5 protein-coding genes and 1 pseudogene are annotated in these 6927 nt (G+C 31.3%); all 6 read right to left on the bottom strand.

Annotated elements, in window-relative coordinates; all coding sequences use genetic code 11:
- Positions 1-11: 11 nt before the first annotated feature.
- Positions 12-416: a RidA family protein gene (locus RH98_RS14335; RefSeq protein ID WP_010256639.1), complete on the bottom strand. Its 405-nt coding sequence runs from the start codon at positions 414-416 to the stop codon at positions 12-14.
- A gap of 104 nt (positions 417-520) precedes the next feature.
- Entirely contained in the window at positions 521-1336 is an 816-nt protein-coding gene (locus tag RH98_RS14330) for an AraC family transcriptional regulator (protein ID WP_026038929.1), read from the bottom strand.
- 9 nt (positions 1337-1345) lie between these two features.
- The gene (locus RH98_RS14325; RefSeq protein WP_010256632.1) at positions 1346-2092 is read right to left on the bottom strand and encodes a hypothetical protein; all 747 of its coding nucleotides are present in this window, start codon (positions 2090-2092) and stop codon (positions 1346-1348) included.
- Between the two features lie 12 nt (positions 2093-2104).
- Positions 2105-2821 (bottom strand): hypothetical protein, encoded by a 717-nt coding sequence (locus RH98_RS14320; RefSeq protein ID WP_010256628.1) that lies wholly within the window; start codon positions 2819-2821, stop codon positions 2105-2107.
- A gap of 1 nt (position 2822) precedes the next feature.
- Positions 2823-3533 (bottom strand): hypothetical protein, encoded by a 711-nt coding sequence (locus RH98_RS14315; RefSeq protein WP_010256623.1) that lies wholly within the window; start codon positions 3531-3533, stop codon positions 2823-2825.
- Positions 3534-3548: 15 nt separating this feature from the next.
- Positions 3549-6927 (bottom strand): annotated as a pseudogene (locus RH98_RS15795) (hypothetical protein); the annotation flags it as partial.

Raw genomic sequence — 6927 nt, 5'->3', positions numbered from 1 at the left:
ATTTATAGCAATTACTTTGCTGCCCAAATTTCAATCTCTATATCTATTTCAGCGAGTCCTAATGCTGATATATATGCTATGGTCATAGATGGGTAACTATTCATAAATGAACTATCCCATAAGGTATCAAAGTACTCCCAATCAATTTCTTTTGTTGACCAAATATTCACTTTAATAATATCCTTAAACTCTAATTGCTGACTTTCTAGTAAAGCTTTGATATTTTTAAAAGTCCATTTTACTTGTTCATTAAAGTTATTGGATATTACACCTTTCTCATTTATTCCTATTTGTCCTGAAAAAGTATAAATATTCTTATCATGAGGTATAAAAGTAATATGGGAATATTTTCCAACTGGTGCATTACACTTAATTGGCGTTATTCTAGAAATTCCATTGATGTCTTTAGTTAACATATCTTTTTTGCTTTTTTATATTGTTTTTACTGCAACAAAAATATGTGTACTTTAATAGGCATAATTGTAAAAAACCGACAATAAGCAAATTAAGATTATTTATATCATAAATGCATTAGAGGAAAATTCAGTAATTTCTCATCACTAATCTTTAGATAAGTCGTAGGCGTGCATCCTACAAAGCATTTAAAGTCTTTATTATAATGCGCTTGATCAAAATATTCATTGTGGTAAGCAATTTCAGTTAATGTAAATTTATCGTTTGTTCTTAGTGTATCTAAACTATTCTGAAAGCGAATAATTCTAGAAAATAATTTAGGTGACAATCCAATATGCATTTTCATAAATCGTTCTAATGAGCGCTCACTTATTTTCATTTCATTCTGTACTTCTTGTAATGATTTTCCTCTTTTAAAAGAATTAATAATAAAATGTGCTTTATGACAATCATAATTTGTTTTAAGAATAAGCTTTTTAATAAATTCAGAAAGAATAAAAATCTTATCCTCTGTAGTATTTGCGTTTCCTAATTGTTCTAAAACATCTTGTGAAACTATATCCTCTAGAGGTAAGCTACAATTGTACAATTCAAATGCGTCTATATTAAACAAAGCTTTTAAACTCATTGGTTGTAAATAAACACCAATTATTCTAAAACTCCCCTTCATTCTTTGATTAGTGAATTTACTGTATTGCCCATAAACATAGATAGGAGAAGTTATATCATATTCACTTTGTATTTTGTGTTCTTGATGATCAATGAATATTATAGAAGGTACACCATCCGGCAGAGTTTTAAAATCTAAAATATCATGATTTACGCTATCATATTCTAGAATCCAAAAATATTTCACATAGTCTTTTAATACTTGTTGAGGTAAAACTTCATTATATAATACTAATAACTTTCTTCTCTCTATCTATAAACCTTATCTAACTATAGTACGTTCATATACATTTATTACAAAAATACCATGACCAAAGTTTTCATTTTGAGCTAAGTTATCACTTAATCCACCAAAATACATAATACCTCTTCCCCTTTCAACATATCCTTTAACAGAATAAGTAACTACTACTCTTGTATCGGAAGGGTTTTCCATAATATCTATTGCTGTACCAGTAATTGGCATAGATATTATTTTATCTTGATTTTCTTTTTGCTTAACATCATAAATGGTAAACTTTCTAGCTCCCTCTCCTATTTCAGTAAGGGGCATTCCCATATCTTGACTTTTCTTAACTAACGTTACACCTAAATAATTAGGATAAGATCCTGAAGAGGCATCTACCACTACCGGGACATTATAGTCCATAAAAACTACCGAAACCGTATTTGGTTCAATAATAACATCAATATCTAAATTTAACTCAAGCAATGGATCTTGTACGTTATAAAAACTTGCTGTTTCTTTAGTTGTTTCGATTACTTTATCCATTGTCTTAAAGTAAACATCTGTCATCTGGTAAGCGTCCTTTTCATTATTCAATGTTTTTATTTTGCCTTCAGAATTAGTTAAGACTGATCGGTTATATTGTTTTTCATTATCCAATTTTCTTAAACGCACTGAACCATTGACATCTAAATCAGACTTAGGTTCTAACGTTCCTACGCCTACTTGTGCAAAACAAACATTTGTCAAAACAAATGCTAATAATATATATATGAATTTCATAATTTCCCTTTTTTAAATATCAAAAACACTAATCATAAAAACACCACGCCCCCAATTGAAATTATATTTACCATTATTACCTGAAAAGCTCTGCCACATTCCTACTTTTATATTTCTTGTTTCATTGCTTGCGTTAGCTGTCAAATTATAAATAATCTTAATTTCCTGATCTGTAGTATTTTCAACTTTATCAAAGTAGAAATTAGAAATAGCTCTACCTTTTGCAGCAGCTTGAGAATTATATGTTCCTGCGAAAGCAATTTCTCTACTAGCCTCCTTGATAACCGTTTGAACATTATTTATGTCTTTAGTTAAACTAATAGAAGCTGCGCCATAAATTTGATTAGGATCATCAATAGCCATTATAATTGGAATACTATAAACAATTTCAAAAAGCCTAGTAGAATGGGGAGGTATTATTACTTCAATAGGCATTTCCAAATTTACAGACCCTTCCTCCCCAATACTTTTTACAGTTTCAAGCCTTTTTAAATACACATTATTAAAAATCAACTCATTTTGATAGTGATAGCGGTACCCTAGATTACCATCTTCGTCAGCTATGATATACTTATCAAATTCATGTAAATCTTTAGTTGATTCCAAATCAGGTAATTTTACCTTATAGTTTATGTCTAAATCTGCAGTAGGTTCTAATGTTCCTACTCCTACTTGTGCAAATGATTTAACTATGCATAGCAGAAAAAATATAGTATATTGAATTCTCATGTTATAATGCTTTTGTATAAACCTTTAATGACATACCACCAAGACCATTTGTATTGTCTATATTCTTTTTACCAAAACTAAAATACACAGTCTCGTTAGCAAAACCCTCTACAAAACCATAGACTTTATAATTAACTTTCTTAGGTTGTTCACTGTCATTAATTAATATTTCTACCCACTTCCCTTCAATAAACATTCCTCGCAAATTATTACCACGATAAATAGATGAAAAAGAGAACTTTCTATTTGCCCCTAATATTTCATTTTCGGTACCATTCATATCAGTACGTACCAATTTACAGCCTGCAAAGGAAGTAGATACATCATCAATATTTGCCTTATTTAATAAATAAATAGGAACATTATAATTAACAATAATAATTGTTGAGCTCTTTGGTTTTAAATCAAATGAGTAAGCTAAATTTAGATTTGCTGTACCTTCTTTTTCTATAGCAACACTTTTATCCATAAAAACAGAATACACATTTGTAAAACTATATCCATCAGTACTTCCATTTACATAACCTAATAGTCCTTGATCATTTGCCGATAAGATTCTATTATAGTTACTGGGATTCTGAGCTTCTAATTTTCTAAAAATTACTTCTCCCTTTATCTCTAATTCTTCATTAGGTGTTAGAGTACCAACCCCTATTTGCGAAAACATAAGAAGTGGAAGTGTAAAACATATTAAACTATATATATATTTCATAATTTCTGTTGCTCTTTAATTTACAGTGTACTCTAAAATTAAATAGTAATCTCCTTTTGGATGATAAGTAGTTAAGAAACCTGGCATACCTAAATACAAAATTGTATTACCTCCAGAGATTTCTTTTTTAATTAAGCCTTCAGATATAGAGTTCTCCCCTTTCTTAATCAAACGAATACTTAAAACTTCATTCGAAATAACTACTCCCGGAATAACCACTTTATTAGTTGGCTCATTCAATGTAATGTCAAATACTTGCTCTATTACTTTTAATGGCGTATTTAACCATTTCTTTCCAGTATCTTGTGCATCATAAGAATAGTTAACAATGCTCTTTTCTATTTCAAGTTCTTTAAACTGGGCATTGCCATTACCATCAGACATTAATATAGTACCTGCTTTACTCCCTTCTGCATTTATTTTATTTGTAGTTACTTGTTTATTAGCGATATGCTTTGTTAATATTCCATTAGGACTTACATCTAAAGAAACATCTTTCAAAACAGTTTTATCACCACTAGAAACAGTAATACTACCATCCTCACTTGCAATATCCCCCGCGTAAGTATTTATATTTATAAATTTAGCTTCTCCATCTCCCATAGAAGCTAATATTGCACCTTTAGGAGCATTCTCACTATTAACTTTAATTGCTGTTATTGTTTTATCAGCAATTTTATCATTGGTAATCCCTTTGTTTTTAATAGAAATAGAAGCTTCTGAAAGTAAAGCCTGGTTTCCACCGTCCACAGCTATCGCGCCTACTCCTGATAAAGCCTCTCCTTCTATTTGGACGTATTGACTTATATCTTCATATTTAGCTCCACCATTACCATCTGAAACTAGAGCAAAACCTTTATTTGCTTGTTCTGAATTTAGTTTACTCTCTGTAATTGTATTCTCTGCAATATGACTATTTACTATTCCACCTTCTTTTACATTAATATTCATCGGTGTTAACACAGCTTTCTCTCCATTCTTAATTTCAATAGAACCATCTTCATTGCTCATTTGTTTTCCTTGAGTAAATACCAATTCATCAACCGATTTATAACTTGCTTTACCCTTACCATCTGCAGTTAGCACTGTATTAGTTTTAGCACCTTCTGAATTTAATTTAGAGACAACTACACTATTATCTTTCAAGTGCTTAGTATCAATTCCTAAATCAGCAACTCGAATATTCGTTTCGTGCAATACTGCTTTATTATTTGGATCCACATATATTGAAGTATCGCTATTTAACGCTTCGCCCTTGTCAAATACTAAGTTAGTTAGGCTTTTAAATTCAGTACCTCCTTCTCCATTAGAAGTTAATACATTATCTACCCCAGCATTTTGACCATTTACATTAGAACTTATTTTATCAGCAGTTACACTTAATTTAGCAAGTTTCTCAGTAGTAACAGCTGAGTCAGCAAGCTTTGCAGTAGTAATACCTTTGTCTTTAATAACAATAGTTGTTGGCGCTAATACAGCATTCAATCCATCCCCATTAACAAATTCTAATGAATTACCTACCTTTAAATCATAACCTCCTGCTTGAACTGCTTCTTTCAATACATAATCAAATCCTCCTTTACCATCTGTCACAAGTAACATATCTACTGGTTGACTTTCAGATGTTAGTTTATCTTTTGCAATTGAATTATCATTAATAGTCAATTTAATATCTTTAAGAACAGCTTTTGTACCGTCACCATTACCAAAACCAATTATACCGTCTGTTGTGATATCAAAAGCCTTATTTTGTAATTGCCCTATCGTTGTATAATTAAAACCTCCATTACCATCAGTTGTTAATATTTGGTTTTCTCCTTCAGTTTCTGAGCTAAGTTTAGCTATTGTAACTTGATTATCATCAATTTTAGAAGTAGTTATAGCCTTGTCTGCTATTTTACTGTTATCAATACCATTATCTGCTATACTTAAATTAAATGTTTTCAAAACTGTCTCATCCCCATTATCTACAACTATAATTCCATCAGTAGTAACATTTCCAACTTGATCTATACTAGAAGCTGCTATCGGAGCATAAGTTACATTTCCGCTACCATCTGCAGTTGCCACAGTACCTTTACTTGCATTACCAGAAGTTAGTTTTCCAGTACCTATTGATTTATCATTTATGCTAAACCCTACATCTCCAAAAGTCTTTTTGTCTCCATTATCAACAGCAATCACACCATCGGTACTAATATTTCCTAAGCCATCAATACTAGACGCAGTGATTGGAGCATAAGTTACTTTACCTGTTCCATCTGCCATAGCTACTGTTCCATTAGCAGCTTGTCCAGAACTTAATTTAGTTGCTGTAACTTGATTATCTCCGACCTTAGCAGTTGTAATCGCATTGTCTTGGATCTTTTGTGTGCTAACACTTGTCGGTGCTAAATGATTTGTTTTAACTCCTCCATTATTAATGCCAATAGCAACTTTTTTATCATCAGTACCAACTAAAACATCAGTACCTCCACTCACAGAAATACTCTCGTTTCCTATTATATCGCCTTTTGAAACTGTTGTAATTATATTATCAACTTTAACAAAGTTTGCCCCTCCAACTCCATCTGCAGTTAAAACCATTGTACTATCATCATTTTGAGAAGAGCCTATTTTTTCAGTAGTAATTGCCTTATTTTCAACATGAACTGTTGTAATCCCATTTTCACTTACTCCAATTTTCACATCTTCTAATAGTGGCTTTCCTGTTGCTGATGAAACTGTAATACTATTATCTGCCAAGAACTCTCCTGTTTTTTGTACTTCACTCAAAGGTTTATATACAACATTTCCAGAAGCGGTTGCTGTAGCAACAAAGTCTTTTTTATTCTCACCTGCCCACAACTTTTCTTGTGTAACAGCATGGTCAATTAGCTTTTTAGTAGAGATACTTTCGTCTTTTAAACTTAACTTAACATCACCAAATACTTTTCTATTTCCATCATCTACACTTATAACACCATCTGTTGTAATATTACCTATCCCATTGATATTAGAAGCCGTTATAGCTTTATAAACTACTTTACCATTACCATCTGCAGTGGCAACAGTACCATTAACTGAACCTTCTGAACTAAGTTTATTAGCTTTCACAGAATTTTCTGCTAAACTAAATTTAACATCTGACAATACTTTATTTTTACCAGAGTCAACTTTAATAATATCATCTGTTGTTATAGAACCAGAGTTTTTAATAACAGATGCAGTTATTGGCTCATATACAACTTTACCAGTCCCATCTGCTGTTGCCACTGATCCCTTGATTACTCCTCTAGAACTTAATTTATCAGCTTCTATTGATGCTTTATTTATACTAAAAGCTACATCCCCTAAAGTTGTATTTGCACCATTTGATACTTCTATAATATCATCTCCTGTGATACTTCCTTTG

The sequence above is a fragment of the Myroides injenensis M09-0166 genome (assembly GCF_000246945.1).
GTDB lineage: Bacteria > Bacteroidota > Bacteroidia > Flavobacteriales > Flavobacteriaceae > Flavobacterium > Flavobacterium injenense.
The sequence above is the reverse complement of the archived record's forward strand: the minus strand, read 5'-3'. Positions and strand labels throughout refer to the sequence as shown.

What these genes read in the sequence shown, in the direction of transcription:
- RH98_RS14335 (WP_010256639.1), bottom strand. Translation starts at nt 416, where the DNA reads ATGTTAACTAAAGACATCAATGGAATTTCTAGAATAACGCCAATTAAG.
- RH98_RS14325 (WP_010256632.1), bottom strand. Translation starts at nt 2,092, where the DNA reads ATGAAATTCATATATATATTATTAGCATTTGTTTTGACAAATGTTTGT.
- RH98_RS14320 (WP_010256628.1), bottom strand. Translation starts at nt 2,821, where the DNA reads ATGAGAATTCAATATACTATATTTTTTCTGCTATGCATAGTTAAATCA.
- RH98_RS14315 (WP_010256623.1), bottom strand. Translation starts at nt 3,533, where the DNA reads ATGAAATATATATATAGTTTAATATGTTTTACACTTCCACTTCTTATG.